This is a genomic window from Bradyrhizobium sp. Rc3b, from assembly GCF_900114915.1.
GTDB lineage: Bacteria > Pseudomonadota > Alphaproteobacteria > Rhizobiales > Xanthobacteraceae > Bradyrhizobium.
In genome coordinates, this window is sequence record NZ_FOUS01000006.1 from 325,710 (window position 1) to 339,895 (window position 14,186).

The 14,186-nt window shown below is 65.4% G+C and carries 13 protein-coding genes; 4 read left to right on the forward strand and 9 right to left on the reverse strand.

Features of this window, described 5'->3' with window-relative positions; all coding sequences use genetic code 11:
- Positions 1 to 121: 121 nt before the first annotated feature.
- The 4 genes from BM190_RS16455 to BM190_RS16470 form a co-directional block, all read right to left on the reverse strand.
- The gene (locus tag BM190_RS16455) at positions 122 to 466 is read right to left on the reverse strand and encodes a DUF1491 family protein (RefSeq protein ID WP_092256614.1); all 345 of its coding nucleotides are present in this window, start codon (positions 464 to 466) and stop codon (positions 122 to 124) included.
- A gap of 53 nt (positions 467 to 519) precedes the next feature.
- Entirely contained in the window at positions 520 to 729 is a 210-nt protein-coding gene (locus BM190_RS16460) for a hypothetical protein (protein ID WP_026201548.1), read from the reverse strand.
- Positions 730 to 883: 154 nt separating this feature from the next.
- Positions 884 to 1,594 carry a peptidoglycan-binding domain-containing protein gene (locus BM190_RS16465; protein WP_092256617.1) on the reverse strand — a complete coding sequence of 237 codons (711 nt, stop codon included), beginning with the start codon at positions 1,592 to 1,594 and terminating at the stop codon, positions 884 to 886.
- Positions 1,587 to 3,452 carry a PAS domain-containing sensor histidine kinase gene (locus BM190_RS16470; RefSeq protein WP_177237107.1) on the reverse strand — a complete coding sequence of 622 codons (1,866 nt, stop codon included), beginning with the start codon at positions 3,450 to 3,452 and terminating at the stop codon, positions 1,587 to 1,589. The genes BM190_RS16465 and BM190_RS16470 overlap by 8 nt, the downstream gene beginning before the upstream one ends.
- A gap of 410 nt (positions 3,453 to 3,862) precedes the next feature.
- On the opposite strand from BM190_RS16470, the gene BM190_RS16475 reads away from it, so the two are divergent.
- Positions 3,863 to 4,306: a DUF5330 domain-containing protein gene (locus BM190_RS16475; RefSeq protein ID WP_092256623.1), complete on the forward strand. Its 444-nt coding sequence runs from the start codon at positions 3,863 to 3,865 to the stop codon at positions 4,304 to 4,306.
- Between the two features lie 67 nt (positions 4,307 to 4,373).
- On the forward strand, positions 4,374 to 4,802 hold the full coding sequence (locus BM190_RS16480) for a SufE family protein (protein ID WP_092256626.1): 429 nt from the start codon (positions 4,374 to 4,376) through the stop codon (positions 4,800 to 4,802).
- 117 nt (positions 4,803 to 4,919) lie between these two features.
- On the opposite strand, the gene BM190_RS16485 is transcribed toward BM190_RS16480, so the two are convergent.
- Positions 4,920 to 5,339 carry a Ros/MucR family transcriptional regulator gene (locus BM190_RS16485; RefSeq protein ID WP_018315761.1) on the reverse strand — a complete coding sequence of 140 codons (420 nt, stop codon included), beginning with the start codon at positions 5,337 to 5,339 and terminating at the stop codon, positions 4,920 to 4,922.
- Positions 5,340 to 5,472: 133 nt separating this feature from the next.
- On the reverse strand, positions 5,473 to 6,375 hold the full coding sequence (locus BM190_RS16490; protein ID WP_092256629.1) for a hypothetical protein: 903 nt from the start codon (positions 6,373 to 6,375) through the stop codon (positions 5,473 to 5,475).
- Between the two features lie 312 nt (positions 6,376 to 6,687).
- Here BM190_RS16490 and BM190_RS16495 point away from each other — a divergent pair, with 312 nt between their 5' ends.
- The gene (locus BM190_RS16495; RefSeq protein WP_092256632.1) at positions 6,688 to 8,337 is read left to right on the forward strand and encodes a glycosyltransferase family 39 protein; all 1,650 of its coding nucleotides are present in this window, start codon (positions 6,688 to 6,690) and stop codon (positions 8,335 to 8,337) included.
- Between the two features lie 181 nt (positions 8,338 to 8,518).
- Positions 8,519 to 9,298, forward strand: coding sequence for a class II aldolase/adducin family protein (locus BM190_RS16500; protein ID WP_092256635.1), 780 nt, complete (start codon positions 8,519 to 8,521; stop codon positions 9,296 to 9,298).
- A gap of 221 nt (positions 9,299 to 9,519) precedes the next feature.
- On the opposite strand, the gene BM190_RS16505 is transcribed toward BM190_RS16500, so the two are convergent.
- The 3 genes from BM190_RS16505 to BM190_RS16515 form a co-directional block, all read right to left on the reverse strand.
- Positions 9,520 to 10,914: a M20/M25/M40 family metallo-hydrolase gene (locus BM190_RS16505; RefSeq protein ID WP_028142943.1), complete on the reverse strand. Its 1,395-nt coding sequence runs from the start codon at positions 10,912 to 10,914 to the stop codon at positions 9,520 to 9,522.
- A 25-nt stretch (positions 10,915 to 10,939) separates the two neighbouring features.
- Positions 10,940 to 12,268 (reverse strand): glycosyltransferase family 87 protein, encoded by a 1,329-nt coding sequence (locus BM190_RS16510; protein ID WP_092256906.1) that lies wholly within the window; start codon positions 12,266 to 12,268, stop codon positions 10,940 to 10,942.
- 246 nt (positions 12,269 to 12,514) lie between these two features.
- On the reverse strand, positions 12,515 to 14,137 hold the full coding sequence (locus tag BM190_RS16515) for a helicase HerA-like domain-containing protein (protein WP_092256638.1): 1,623 nt from the start codon (positions 14,135 to 14,137) through the stop codon (positions 12,515 to 12,517).
- Positions 14,138 to 14,186: the final 49 nt, after the last annotated feature.

The window sequence follows — 14,186 nt, forward strand, 5'->3', positions numbered from 1 at the left end:
CCCGGATGGAGCGCAGCGTAATCCGGGTCTCCGTCACTCGTGGCGGAAGTCCCGGATTACGCTTCGCTCCATCCGGGCTACAAGGCTGGGTGTTGGGCTCGCAACGACGGAAGAGCAGCAGTTACGTCTTCGCCAGCTCAAGGAAATGCCGGCCCGTACGGTCCTCGGTCTCGACGATCCACGCGTCCGGATCGAAGCGGATTTCCTTGGCGAGACGCTCCTCGATCGTGTGCTCCGGCAGGGGCTGCTGCGCGACCGGCACGAAAAAGCGATCGACCGGCCGGCCGTCGTCATAGACGGTCTGCGGCGCCGGCGCGTAGAGCATCGCATGGCCGTCGAGCAACGACACCTTCACGAACACCGCGCCCGCCTCCTCGGCCCCGCGACGACGCACCGCGCCGAACACGCCCTCGGTCTGGCACCGGCGCAGGTAGGCCGCGACCCATATGTTGGATTTCAAACGCATGAGTCGAACGATAGGCCAGCGTGACGCGCGCCGCCAGTCTCAGCGTCCGATTGTCACGCCTTGCTTACACGTTGCCCGCCGTTGATCTGGCGCGCAACGAGATATGACAGCGGCATCGCAAGCGCGAATCCCACGGCGACCGCATAGGGGATGTTCCTGATCGCGTCGGCGGCGAAACTCGGCACCATCAGCACGACGATCAGGCTGACGCCCGCCAGCGTCGTGCCCAGCATGATCCAGACCAGAACCGAGACCTTGAACATGACAATCTCTCTTCTTCGTTGAAGATGAGCGATCATGTTCCCCAAAGCCGTCGGCCGTCATTGATCCCACGCAAATCGCCCGCGCGCGGGCACGGCTTGGTTTGCGGCGCGCGATGCCCGGAATTGATCGGCGTCAATGACAGCGGGATGCGCGTTATTCGACGGGATGACCGATCGCGGCGCCGAGCTCGCGCAGCAGCCGGTCGGACAGCTGGCCGGTGACCTGCATCTTGTGCTCGCGCTCGAACTTCTGGATCGCGGACTGGGTCTCGCCGCTCATCGTGCCCGTGATCTTCAAATTGCCGTAGCCATATTCGGACAGCGCGCGCTGCACGCCGGCGATACGCCGCGCGGCCGGGCTCTGCGGCACCGGAATCGGCGCGGGCGGACGCATGGCGGACGGCGGCGTCGAGGTCGTCGCCTTGACCAGATTGGTCATGGGATCACTGCCCGCGCGCGGCGTCGATGCGGTCGCCTCGACCGGCTTCTCCGGCGGTTTCTCGGTGGCTCGCTCGGCAGGTTTCGGCTCGGCGCGGAACTCCGTCGCGCGCGGCTCCAGCGGCGAGGTATCGGCGCCGACCGGGCGCGGACGCGGCATTGGGTTCGACAGCGCCACGGCGGACGGCGCGGGAAGATTGATCACGGTGCCGAACATCGGCGCCGGATGGCGGCCAGTCTGCAGGAACAGCGCATTGGCAACGATCGCGCCGATCGCGGCGACGGCGACGAGACCGGCGAGCGTGTCCTTCGGGCTGTGCAGCAGCACGCGCATCACGAGGTTGCGCTCCGTCTCGACATCGATAACCGCGGCCTTCGCGCCACGGCGGCGCGGAGCGGCTTCGTCCTTGGCAGACTTCTTAGGCACTTTTCTTCACCAGAGCGGGTTGGTCCTGAGACTGGTCGTGAGTTTGGTCCTGAAGGTCCTGGCGCAGCACCGGCGTCAGCGTCGCGACCTTGCTCTCGACCGGCTTGACTTGCGGCGGCGTGTAGACGAGCGGCAGCCTGACGGTGACGGCGGTGCCCTCTCCCAATCTGCTTTGTACCGTCAATTCGCCGAGATGCAACGCCACGAGACTCTTCACGATCGAAAGTCCGAGGCCGGTTCCCTCGTGACGGCGCTGATAGGTCTTGCCCGCCTGGAAGAACGGCGCGCCGATGCGCTTGAGATCGTCGGGCGCGATGCCGACGCCGGTGTCGCTGATGCGCAGCGTCAGCTGCGAACCCGACACCGCAGCGGTCACCGAGACCTGACCGCCGCGCTCGGTGAACTTGATGGCGTTGGCGACGAGATTGAGCACGATCTGCTTGAATGCCCTGGGATCGCCGGTCATGACAGGCAGATCCTGCGGCGCGTCGGTGATGAGGTCGATGCCGTTCTCCCGCGCCTTCAGCGCCAAGAGATTGCAGCAATGCAACAGCGAGGCGCGCGGCGCGAACGGCTCGGACGCGATCTCGAAATTGCCCGACTCCATCTTGGACATGTCCAGGATGCCGTTGACGACCGACAGCAGATGCTGGCCGGAATCGTTGATGAGCTGGGCATATTCCTGGCGCTGGGCCGAGCCCAGCATCAGGGTCTGCTCCTGCGCGATCATCTCGGAGAAGCCGATGATGGCGTTCAGCGGCGTGCGCAGCTCGTGGCTCATGGTGGCGAGGAAGCGCGTCTTGGCGGCATCGGCAGCTTCCGCGGCACTGCGCGCCTGATCCAGCGCCTGCTCGGACAGCTTGTGGTCGGTGACGTCGCGCATCACGGCGACGACTTCGGCCTCGCGCGTGACGTCGCCATGAGGATTCTGGGCGATATCCCGGTCGAGCGGGCGGCAGCGCATCTCGACCCAGAGGAAATCGACCTGACCGCGCTCCGAACCGTCCGGCTCATAGCGCAGCCGGAACTCGATGCTGCGCACGTCGCCGCGCGCGGCATCGGAGAGCGCGGTGAGATAGGCCGGGCGATCGGCGACATGGACGCGGTCGAACAGGCCATGCCCGAGCAGTTGCGCTACCGGCGTGCCGAGCATGGCTTCCGCCGCGGGCGAGATGAACTGCACCGCACCGTTGCGCCGATGCCGCGAGACGACGTCGCTCATGTTGCGGGCGAGCAGGCGATAACGCTCCTCCTCACGCGAGAGCAGCGCCACGCTGGTGCGCGCCAGCGATTCCGCGCCGAAGGCAAGGCCGGCGGCATAGAGCGTCGCCGAGACGACGCCGCACGCCATCAGCACGCCGCGTTCAGCAGGGCTGGTGTCTGCAACCGGCAGCCAGCCGAGCTGGCCGACGAGGATCAGGAGTCCTGCACAGGACAGCGCGAGCAAGAATGCGAAGGCCGCGACGCGGCGCGAGGCCGACAGCGCGGCTTCGAGGGGAACCACGACCAGCCAGACCGCGGCGAATGATTCGATGCCGCCCGTGGTGCCCGCGACCGCCATGATCAGGCCGGCGAGCGCCAGTGACGACAGCACATGGGCGCCTTCATAGCGGCCGGTGCGCGACAGGAACCAGGACAGCATGATCGGCGCGATCAGCCAGGCGAACGCGGCGACCTCGACCGCGCTCGGCGCGCCACGCATGGCGAGATAGACCGGGAATGCGGCAAAGGCGGCCAGGCTGCCGAGCAGCCGCGGCGCCATGAAGGCACGATGACGCGCCCGCATCAGCGCATCGTAACGCGCGGAGGGATGCAGCAGTGCATCGAGACAATCGCGGATGATACTCAAAACTGTCACGGGTCTCGCGCTTCGGCTCAATCGTCTTTTGGAAGACGCGCCGCAACGCCTCCTTGTCGTTGAGCCACCGTGTCAGAGCGACCTTAAACGAGTGCTAAGGCGGCTCGGTGTGCGGCCGGACGCCGGGACATCGCGGGGCTTTTTAGACGATTTGGCGACGTCTTCGGCGAGGATGGTGAACACAGGGTTTCACGCATCCCGGCATGGTTTCGAATTGGTGGATATGCGTGCCAGCGAAAGCAGGGGCGCCGGCGTCAATCGAAAATTTACGACACCGTCGATCTCGAAGAATTTTGCGTAAATTTTCCGCGAATTAAGCTCAAGGCAATCACTTGCGATTTATCGAGAGTTGCTAGGTCCGACATCCGCGGAGTTCGCCGCGGACGGGATCGAACGTACAGGTCGCTAAGATGCGCTTTCTGCTCCGCATCACATTCTGGCTCGGGCTGGTGCTGGTGCTCCTGCCCAGGGACAAGACGCCCGAATCGGACAAGCTGCCGCAGATCGGTGCTGCCGATGCGGTGCAGGCTGCGACCGCGGCCGTCTCCGACATGACCCAGTTCTGCAAGCGCCAGCCGGCGGCCTGTGAGGTCGGCGGACAGGCCGCGACCATCATCGGCCAGCGCGCCCAGGACGGGGCGCGCAAGATCTACCAGATCATCAACGACAAGAAAGAGCAGATCTCCAACGACAAGAACGAGAAGAACGACAAGAACGACAAGAAGGCGCCCGACCATACCGGCTCGATCGCGATGGCCGGCGAAGGCGATGCCGCATCGGCCGAGGCGCCGCGCGATACCCTGAGCCAGGACGACCTCGCGCTGGAATGGCGCGGCCCGGCGGCGGCGAATTAGCGCCCAAACCCTATCGATTTCATCTCCTCGCATCCTTATATTGGCCCTAACGGGAACACGGGCCAACATGACGACGATCGACGAAATCAGGGACAATTTCGAGCTTCTGGACGAGTGGGACGACCGCTACCGGTACGTCATCGAGCTCGGCCGTACCCTGGAACCGATGCCCGAGGCGGAACACTCCGCCGAGAACAAGGTCAACGGCTGCGTCAGCCAGGTCTGGCTGCAGAAGCTGGTCGACCGCGGCCATGGCGCGCCGATCCTGAAATATCGCGGCGACAGCGACGCGCATATCGTGCGCGGGCTGGTCGCGATCGTGCTCTCGCTCTATTCGGGCCGCACGCCGCAGCAGATCCTCGATACCGACGCGATCGCGGTGTTCAACGAGTTCGGCTTTCGCGATCACCTGACGCCGCAGCGCTCCAACGGCCTGCGCTCGATGGTCGAGCGCATCAAGACCGATGCGAAAGAGGCGCTGGCGGAAGCGTCGTAAGAAGCTCTCGTAGGGTGGGCGTGCCCACGATTTGCGTGTGACTGGTGAGAATTCGTGGGCACGTCGCGCAAGCGCGCGCCTTTGCCCACCCTACCAGAGCTGGCCGAGCGAGCGGCTCTACTTCCCCTTCTTCCGCTGCTGCTGTCCGAGGCCCATCTGCTTGGCCAATTGCGAGCGCGCCACCGCATAGTTCGGCGCGACCATGGGGTAGTCGGCCGGCAGGCCCCATTTCTCGCGGTATTGCTCCGGCGTCATGTTGTACTGCGTGCGCAGATGGCGCTTCAGCGACTTGAAGCGCTTGCCGTCTTCCAGGCAGACCAGATAGTCGGGCGCGATCGACTTCTTCAGCGAGACCGCCGGCTTGGCCGGCTCGAGCGGCGCGGTCTCGGTGCGACCTGACGACACCCGGACCAGGGCGCCATGCACCTGGCTGATCAGATTCGGAATCTCCGTCGCAGGCGTCGGATTGTTGCTGAGATAGGCCGACACGATGCTCGCCGTCAGCTCGATGAAATTCTTTGCCCCAGCGTCCGACATCGGCCCGCCCCTCTACTTGCGCCTCACGGGATAGACGACGCCGAACTATTCCGTGTCAACAGGACGTTCGGCTGAAACCAGACGATGACCGACACGGTGGCGACAACGGCGCTCTAGTTCTGCGCGGCAGAGCTCAGGACCGCTGGTCGAGATGGGCGCGCAGCTCGTCGATCGAGGCAAAGCGCATCATGCCCTCCGGCATCTGCGCTTCGATCGAGCCGTCGGAATAGAGCGAATAGGCCATGCCGTCGACGATTCCGGATTTGAGCACGGTGACGGGCGGCTGCTCGACAGGCGGCGGTGGGGGCGGCGGCGGCTCGGGCGCAGGCGGCGGAGCGGCCTCCGCAAAGGTCGATGGCGAGCGCGGCGGCGGCCGGCGCAAGGCAGCCGGCGGCTCCGGCGGACGCATGCGGTCCGGCTTCGGCCAGGCGTCGTCAAAGCTTGCAGGCGGAGTATCCAGGGCCTCACCGAGCTCCGCAGGGAGCTGCGGCGGCGCGTCCTCGATGGCCTTCGCCTCCGCACGCTCCCGTTCCTTGCGCGAGGTCGAGGCGAACAACAGGTTGCGCCGGCGCGGCGCTTCCGGAGCCGCGGGCGGCGTTGGAGCTTCCGGCACCGGCGGCGTCTCGACACGCGGACGCTCGCGCGCGGCGGCTTCGCTCTGCCACGGCGGCGGGCCTGCGGCGGGCGGCGGCGACGGTGGCGGCTCGATCCTTGCCTCGCCCCTTGCCGCCGCAGCGGGCGGCTCGGGCGCAGCAGCGCCAGGCACGGCAAGGCCCGGCCCGGATGCGGCGAGGCCCGGCAGCACAGGCCTGACCCGAACCTCGGACGGCGCACCGGCCAGCCGGCGCGCGAGGCCCTTCAGTTCCGTGACCACGACATAGAGGCCGGCCAGTAACAATCCGGAGCAGACGGCGATCGTGCCCGAGATTATGAGGGGGCTGCCGAGGCTGAACTCCCTGACGGAGAAGCCAAACAGGATCGAAAGGAAGCCCGCCACGACGGCGAAAATCCCCGCGATCAACAATGCCAGATTCATCGAACTCACCCCCGGTCGCCATCCACACGCGACAACCGCTCCGCCACGATACCGTCATCCGGTGTTCCACGCCAACGAGGAATTGTCGGTAGCGTTCCTAAAGGGAAGGAAATCAGGGACTTATTCACATTCCCTTCAGCTACGGCTCGCTACTGCTTAGACTGCTCTCAAGTAACCGGAATTGCTGCGTCGCATCAGGAATTTAGCCGTAATGCCCAATTACTTGGTAATGGAACTGCGCTATAGGGAGTCCGGGGTTGAGACCCGCGCGCACCAGCAGGGCCAAGAGGGGATTCCGGGGCACCGATAGCCATGACATCCATCACGACTGCGGCGATCGACACGCCTCTGCGGCGCTCGGTCGAACGGACTTGCGACGATCTCGCCATGCTGGTGCTGGCCGCGGTCGCGGTCATTGCGGGCCTGACGTTCCGCGACTACGGCCTCGGCTGGGACGACTACACCCACGCTGAATATGCCGATTTGCTGCTGCGCATGTTCGGTTCCGGCTTCAAGGACACCGCGGCGCTCTCCTTCGCCAATCTCTACATGTATGGCGGCGGCTTCGACATGGTCGCGGCCCTCCTGCACAAGATCATTCCGCTCGAGCTGTTCGAGACGCGACGACTGGTCGGCGCCATTGTCGGCGTGGTCGGACTTGCGGTGACGTGGCGGCTCGGCCGCCGCATCGGCGGACCCCTTGCCGGTCTTGCCTCGCTGCTGCTGCTCGCGCTGTGCCCGATCTTCTACGGCCACATGTTCATGAATCCGAAGGATGCGCCCTTCGCGGTGGCCATGATCATCCTGATGCTCGGCCTGGTCCGGCTCGCCGAGGAATATCCCAAGCCGTCGCCGCGCACGATCCTGATCGTCGGCCTGGGTGCCGGCCTTTCGCTGGGCTGCCGCGTTCTCGGCGGGCTTGCGCTGGTCTACGCCGTGCTCGGCTTCATCCCGCTGTTCCTGGAGGAACTGCGCAGCGAGGGCCTGCGCGAGTCGGTCCGCCGCTTCGCCCATGTCGTCTATGTGCTGCTGCCTGGCCTCGCGTTCGGCTACCTCGTGATGGGCCTGATCTGGCCGTGGTCGATCATGGAGCCCGGCAATCCCTTCGAGGCGCTGACCTACTTCTCGCACTTCTTCGAGAAGCCGTGGAAGGAGATGTTCGACGGTGCGATCGTGTCCGTGCCCGACATGCCCTGGTCCTATCTGCCGACGCTGTTCGCGCTGCAACTGCCCGAGGTGATGCTGGTGCTGATGGCCGGCGCCGTGGTCAGCACCTTCGCCATGCTGCCGCGCCGCGAGGTTCCGGCGCGGCGCAAGACCATCATGCTGATGCTGACGCTGGCCGCGACCCTGCCGCTCGCGATCGCGATGGTGAAGCGGCCGGCGCTGTACAACGGCATCCGCCATTTCGTGTTCGTGATCCCGCCGATGGCGGTGCTCGGCGGCGTCGCCTTCGCGTGGGCCATGGAGCGCCTGCGCGCCAATCACCGCACCTGGCAGCCGGTCGTGCTCGCCACGTTCTGCTTTGGCCTCGCGCTCTCGCTCGCCGAGATGATCCGGCTGCATCCCTATCAGTACACCCACTTCAACCACATCGCCGGCACCGTGCGCGGCGCCGACGACCGCTTCATGCTGGACTATTGGGGCCTCGCGCTGAAGCAGGCCTCGGATGAGCTGCGCGAGCAGATCGTCGAACGCCAGGAAGTGCCGCCGACCAATCGCAAATGGAAGGTCGCGGTCTGCGGTCCGCAGCGCCCCGCCCAGGTCGCGCTCGGGCCCGACTTCACCATCGGCTGGGATTCCAACGCGGCCGATTTCGCGATGACGCTCGGCGAGTTCTACTGCAAGGGACTCACCGCGCCCGTGATGGTCGAGATCAAGCGCGACGACGTGGTGTTCGCCCGCGTCTACGACATCCGCGGCCGCAGTATTTCCAGCCTGCTCTCGATCCCGGCGCCGTAATATTCTTCTCCCGTAGCCCGGATGAGCGAAGCGACATCCGGGATCCCTCTCAGAGCGGTCCCGCATGTCGCTCCGCTCATGCGGGCTACGCTTGACTGCCGCGCGCTTGTCGCGCCTTGCTGCTTGCCACGAGCGGTACTACGCTCCCTCCCCGCAACAACGATGTTCGGAGAGATCAGCCATGTCGCCAGCGGAAGCGCGCCTGAAGGAAGTGCCGTCTGATATGACGGAGGCCGAGTGGCAGCAACGGGTCAATCTCGCCGCCTGCTACCGCCTTGTCGCGCTGTACGGTTGGGACGATCTGGTCGACACCCACATCTCCGCGCGCGTGCCCGGCCCCGACCATCATTTTCTCATCAATCCCTATGGGCTGATGTTCGACGAGATCACGGCCTCGAGCCTCGTCAAGGTCGATTTGCACGGCAACCAGCTCTCCGAGAGCGAATACAGCATCAACCCGGCGGGCTTCACCATCCATTCGGCGATCCACGAGGTGCGCGAGGACGCGATCTGCGTGCTGCATCTCCACACGCTCGACGGCACCGCGGTGTCGAGCAGCGCTGAAGGCCTGCTGCCGCTGAACCAGACCGCCCAGCTCGTCACCCACGACCTCGCCTATCATGACTATGAAGGCATCGCGCTCGATCACGACGAGCGGCCGCGGCTGCAGAAGGATCTCGGCGACCACAACCACATGCTGCTGCGCAATCACGGCACGCTCACCGTCGGTCGCTCGGTCGCCTCCGCCTTCGAGCGCATGTACCACCTCGAGCGCGCCTGCTCGATGCAGGTGCGCACGCGCGCGCTCGGCACGCCGGTCTACCCGGTCGACGATACCGCGATCGACAAGAACACCGAGCTGCTCGCCAACCGCGACCGCGCCGAGCTGCGCGCCACCAACCTCGTGTGGCCGCCGCTGCTGCGCAAGCTCGACCGCGAGCTCCCGGGCTACCGGTCTTGAGATTTTCGGGATTTGGTGTAGGGTAGCTCCCAACTAACCTCTACGCCTTTTGGAATGAAACGCCGCCCAATTCCGGGCGGCGTTTTTATTTTGGGCCGGTGGCCGCCACGACAACAGAGCCGTAGGGTGGGCAAAGCGCAGCGTGCCCACGTTCTTTCGCAATTACTTAGAGATGGTGGGCACGGCGCTTTGCGCCTTTGCCCACCCTACGGCAGCTCGCGCTACTTCACCTCCGCTAGCGCCGCGAGAATCCTTGCCCAGGAGCGGATGCCTTTCTGGAAGCTTCTCAAATCGTACTTCTCGTTCGGTGAATGGATGTTGTCGTCGTCCAATCCGAAACCGACCAGCAGCGAGTCGAGGCCAAGCGTGCGCTTGAAGTCGGCGACGATCGGGATCGAGGCGCCGGAGCCCATCAGGACGGTCTCCTTGCCCCATTCCTCCGTCAGCGCCTTGCTGGCGGCGGCGAGCGGCTTCATGTTCCAGTCGAGCGCGACGGCGGGCGCGGCGGAATGGTCGCCGAACTCGACCTTGCAGTCGCCGGGAATGCGCGCCGTCACGTAGTCGCGGAAGGCCTTGCGTATCTTTTGCGGGTCCTGCCCTTCGACCAGGCGGAACGAGACCTTGGCTGAAGCATGCGACGGGATCACCGTCTTGGAGCCCTCGCCGATATAGCCGCCCCAGATGCCGTTGACGTCGCAGGTCGGGCGCGATGAGGCCTGCTCGATCAGGAGGCGCCCCTTCTCGCCGGCCGGGATCGACAGGCCGATCGGCTTGAGGAACATCTCCGGCGTCAGATTGAGCTTCTTCCACTGCTCCAGGATATCAGGCGGCAGATCCTTCACGCCGTCATAGAAGCCGGGAATGGTGATGCGGTTGTCGTCGTCGAACAGGCCGCCCAGAATTTTCGTCAGCACCCGGATCGGGTTCATCGCGCTGCCGCCGAACACGCCGGAATGCAGGTCGCGATTGGCGGCGGTGATCTTCAGCTCCTCATAGAGCAGGCCGCGCAGCGAGGTCGTGATCGCCGGCGTGTTGCGGTCCCACATGCCGGTGTCGCAGACCAGCACGTAGTCGGCTTTGAATTCGTCCTTGTTGGCCTCGATGAAGGGCACGAAGTTCTTCGAGCCGACCTCCTCCTCGCCTTCGATCAGAAAGGTGATGTCGACCGGCAGCGAGCCCGTCACCTTCTTCCAGGCGCGGCAGGCTTCGACGAACGTCATCACCTGGCCCTTGTCGTCCTCGGCGCCGCGCGCGACGATGATCTTGCGGCCGTCGGCATGGTCGGTGACGACGGGCTCGAACGGCGGACGGTGCCAGAGATCGAGCGGGTCGACCGGCTGCACGTCGTAATGGCCGTAAAAGATCACATGCGGCCGCCCACCGGCCCCGGTCTTGCCGACGATGGCGGGATGGCCCGCGGTCGGCCTCACTTCAGTGGCGACGCCGAGGCTCGCGATATCCTTGGCGAGATGCTCGGCCGCCGCCTTGCAATCCCCGGCGAAGGCCGGATCGGCGGAGATCGACTTGATCCGGAGCAGCGCGAACAGGCGCTCCAGGCTGTTGTCGAAATCCTTGTCGATGTGGTCGAGCACGGATTGAAGCTGCGCATTGGCCATGGTCGTTGGTCCTGACGTTCGAGTCTCAAGAGGTACCGGGTTTTAGCGCCGTCGCGGGCTCGGAGCCAGCCGCAACGGGCGGATGCCGGATGTGCCATGCAAGACTACCTGCAAGAACGGCGGTCGCGAGGAGATTGTTGCCCCAAGCCTGGAGGACAGTTGGAAACCACGGCAGCGCCAGCAGCATGAGAATTCCGGCTGCGCCGAGGGCGAGCCAGGTTCCGAGACGCACATTCGGCCGCTCGTCGAAGGCGGCGCGATGCATCAGCACCGTCATCGGGAAGAACAGCCACATGAAGTAGTATTGCCGAGCCAAAGGCGAGGCCACCGTGATCAGGCAGAACAGGATGGCGAGCTCCTCGGCATCCGAGCGCGCCGTTCGCCGCGCTTGCTGCGGCATGATCGCGACGAAGCCGAGCCCGAGCAAGGCCGACAGCACCAGCACGATCCAGTTCGCCGTCCTGTAATCGACGTCGATGATGTTCATCGTGCGCGGCGGCTTGCCGGGATCCTCCAGATTGAAGTTGATCGGACGGACCAGGCGGTGCGTGACGGCGATGAGGGACTGGTTGACCCACGACCAGTTCTGCTCGTCACGCTGGCCAAAGCCCTTTTCCGAGCTCGTTCCGACCATGCCCTGATACCAGGTCGCAAGCTCGGCCGCGTTGCGCTCGAAGCCGCGGATCGGCGCCGGCACGACATAGAGAAGGATGCCGGTGAAGGCGACCGTGCCGGCGGCCGCCGCCCATTTTCGCCGCCAGACCAGATACGGCAGGACCGCGATCGGAAACACCTTGATGGCAGCGGCGAGCGCGAACATGAAGCCCGCTAGCCAGGGACGTTGATGCCGCAAGCTCCAGAAACCGTAGAGCATCATGGCCAGCAGGACGAGGTTCGGCTGGCCGAGGTCGAACATGTCGAACACGAACGGCACGGTGACGACGGCAGGCAGCGCCTCCAGCCAGCGGCCGGGGCTGCGCCCCGAGCCGGCCATGACCTGGCAGAACGTCCCGGTGTACCACCACGCCACGGCATTCAGGATCGACAGGACGACATAGAGCGGGATCTTGCCGAACCAGCTCGGGATCGCCAGCAGGATCGCCGGCAGCGGCGGATAGATGAACTCGAAATACTCGACGGCCGTGGCGGGATAGAGTGGCTCACCCTGCAGGACCTGTTGCCCGGCCCACAACCACAGCGGGTAATCCTTGGTCTTGCCGCTGCCGAAGATCTCGGGAACGAGCACGTCGGCGGTGAGCAGGGCGCAGCAGAACAGAAACAGCAGGTCCAGCGGCGCGCGCAGCGACAGGCGTCTGGGCGCGTCAGGCTTGGCTAACGGGGCGGGCAGGGTCACGGGGTGGTCCTGTGCGGCGGCGAACAGGACGTAGCAGACCGGCGCAGGCTTGGAGAGCCCCTCACCTGAAATTGTACCGTTGGCGGCCTCGGGCAACGGCACATGAGGTGACTAGCAGAGTACTTGAGCTTTCACAGCGTCATGGCCGGGCTTGTCCCGCCTGCGCGGCCGAAGCCGCTTCGGCGCGGCGAAGGCCTGGGCGTCCACGACCTTTTGGGGCAAGCGGAATTGCCCAAAGCGGCCCGCCTACCGCCGCAGCAATCCGCCGAGCGCGCCGCGGACCAGCGTGCGGCCGATCGAGCCGCCGAGCTGGCCGCCGACAGACTTGCCGATATTGGCGGCCATCCCGCCGATCACCTGGTTGGTGACCGATCGCGTCACGTCCCGCGCAATGACCTGGCCGGTCGACAGGCGGCCGCGCTTGACGTTGGTGCCGAAGATAGTGCCGACGATCGAGCCGATCTGGCCGAGAAGGCCGCCGCCATTTCCGCCAGCCGGGCCGTCCGCTGTGGCCGCTGTGCCGGCGATGCGCTTCTGGATCATCTCGTAAGCGGACTCTTCATCGACCGCGGTGTCGTATTTGCCCTTCACCGGGCTCGCAGCCATGATCGCCTTGCGCTCGTCCGGCGTGATCGGCCCGATGCGAGCCGACGGCGGCCGGATCAGCACCCGCTCCACCATCGCCGGCGTGCCGTTGCCTTCGAGGAAGGACACCAGCGCTTCGCCCTTGCCGAGCTCCATGATCACCTTGGCGGTGTCGAGCTTCGGGTTGGGCCGGAAGGTCTGGGCCGCAGCGGCGACCGCCTTCTGGTCCCGCGGGGTGAAGGCGCGCAGCGCGTGCTGCACCCGGTTGCCGAGCTGTCCGAGCACGCGGTCGGGGACGTCGACCGGGTTTTGCGTCACGAAGTAGACGCCGACGCCCTTGGAGCGGATCAGGCGGACCACCTGCTCGATCTTGTCCATCAGCGCCTTGGGCGCATCGTTGAACAGCAGATGCGCCTCGTCGAAGAAGAACACGAGCTTTGGCTTGGGCAGATCGCCGGCCTCGGGCAGCTCCTCGAACAGCTCCGACAACATCCACAGCAGGAATGTCGCGTAAAGCCTGGGGTTCTGCAGCAGCTTGTCGGCGACCAGGATGTTGACCATGCCGCGGCCGTCGCGGTCGGTCTTCATGAAGTCCTTCAGCGTCAGCGCCGGTTCGCCGAAGAATTTGGTGCCGCCCTGGTTCTCCAGCACCAGCAGCTGGCGCTGGATGGTGCCGACGGTGGCCTTGGTGACGTTGCCGAACCCCTGCGCGGCCTTGCGGATGGCGGCGAGCGGATCCTCCCCCGCGTCCGCTCCCTTCTTCGCGCTATCGGGCACGATGGCGTCGAGCAGTGCGCGCAGATCCTTCATGTCGATGAGGGTCAGCCCGTTGTCGTCAGCGACGCGGAAGGCGACGTTGAGCACGCCTTCCTGCACGTCGTTGAGGTCGAGCATGCGCGCGAGCAGAAGCGGCCCCATTTCCGTGACGGTCGCGCGCACCGGGTGGCCCTGCTCGCCGAACACGTCCCAGAACACTGTCGAGAACTGGTCGGGCTGGAAATTCAGCCCCATTTCGGAAGCGCGCTTGAGGATGAAGTCTTTGGCCTCGCCAACCTCGGAGATGCCGGAGAGGTCGCCCTTGATGTCCGCCGCGAAGACCGGAACACCGGCGCGTGCAAATCCTTCCGCCATCACTTGCAGCGTCACGGTCTTGCCGGTTCCGGTTGCACCCGTGACGAGGCCGTGGCGATTGGCGAGCGCCAGCGTCAGCCATGCCTGCTCGTCTCCCTTGCCGACGAAGATCTTGTCGTCGGTATCGCCGAGCTTGCTGTCCTGTGCGGTCATTATTCTCTCTGATCTCTCTGCCGGGTTTCGCGTATTGAAACTCAAATGC

Bases quoted from the DNA above. Each gene is read 5' to 3' on its own strand.
- BM190_RS16480 (WP_092256626.1), top strand. From the start codon at position 4,374: ATGACGACGATCGACGAAATCAGGGACAATTTCGAGCTTCTGGACGAG.
- BM190_RS16505 (WP_028142943.1), bottom strand. From the start codon at position 10,914: ATGGCCAATGCGCAGCTTCAATCCGTGCTCGACCACATCGACAAGGAT.
- BM190_RS16490 (WP_092256629.1), bottom strand. From the start codon at position 6,375: ATGAATCTGGCATTGTTGATCGCGGGGATTTTCGCCGTCGTGGCGGGC.
- BM190_RS16475 (WP_092256623.1), top strand. From the start codon at position 3,863: ATGCGCTTTCTGCTCCGCATCACATTCTGGCTCGGGCTGGTGCTGGTG.
- BM190_RS16495 (WP_092256632.1), top strand. From the start codon at position 6,688: ATGACATCCATCACGACTGCGGCGATCGACACGCCTCTGCGGCGCTCG.
- BM190_RS16460 (WP_026201548.1), bottom strand. From the start codon at position 729: ATGTTCAAGGTCTCGGTTCTGGTCTGGATCATGCTGGGCACGACGCTG.
- BM190_RS16515 (WP_092256638.1), bottom strand. From the start codon at position 14,137: ATGACCGCACAGGACAGCAAGCTCGGCGATACCGACGACAAGATCTTC.
- BM190_RS16500 (WP_092256635.1), top strand. From the start codon at position 8,519: ATGTCGCCAGCGGAAGCGCGCCTGAAGGAAGTGCCGTCTGATATGACG.
- BM190_RS16455 (WP_092256614.1), bottom strand. From the start codon at position 466: ATGCGTTTGAAATCCAACATATGGGTCGCGGCCTACCTGCGCCGGTGC.
- BM190_RS16485 (WP_018315761.1), bottom strand. From the start codon at position 5,339: ATGTCGGACGCTGGGGCAAAGAATTTCATCGAGCTGACGGCGAGCATC.